Raw genomic sequence first — 472 nt, 5'->3', positions numbered from 1 at the left:
GAGCATCCTTCAATTGAAATGATCTACTCATATGTTAAGGAAAATGGCTTTAGCGTAAGTTTGGCAACTGTTTATAATACATTAGAGTTATTTATGAACAGAAAATTAATCATTGAAGTAACACCAGACAATGAAGGTCATATGAGATATGATTATTTTGCAGAACCACACTATCACGTTATTTGTGTAAACTGTAATAAAATTATCGATGTACCTAATGATGAATACGTAACATTAGAAAAAGATGCGGCTGAGAAAACTGGCTTTAAAGTCTGTAATAGTCAATATGAGGTCTATGGATTATGTCCAGAATGCCAAGCTAAGATAGCTGATTAGCTATTGACTTTATATGAAAGTTATCATATTATTAATGACATATTAAAGCGATGAAGTAGATTAGTAGATTTGATAGTCAATTTTTAAGAGACTTGATGGTGCTGCGAATCAAGATAAACTATCAATCGAATTACAC

Annotated in this window: 1 protein-coding gene; it reads left to right on the top strand. The window is 31.1% G+C overall.

The window, feature by feature from the left end; all coding sequences use genetic code 11:
- The coding region (locus CP363_RS10535) for a Fur family transcriptional regulator (protein ID WP_098036230.1) at nucleotides 1–336 on the top strand (336 nt) is incomplete at its 5' end.
- Nucleotides 337–472: the final 136 nt, after the last annotated feature.

Source organism: Lactobacillus sp. UMNPBX12 (assembly GCF_002553955.1).
Lineage (GTDB): Bacteria > Bacillota > Bacilli > Lactobacillales > Lactobacillaceae > Lactobacillus > Lactobacillus crispatus.
The sequence above is the reverse complement of the archived record's forward strand: the minus strand, read 5'-3'. Positions and strand labels throughout refer to the sequence as shown.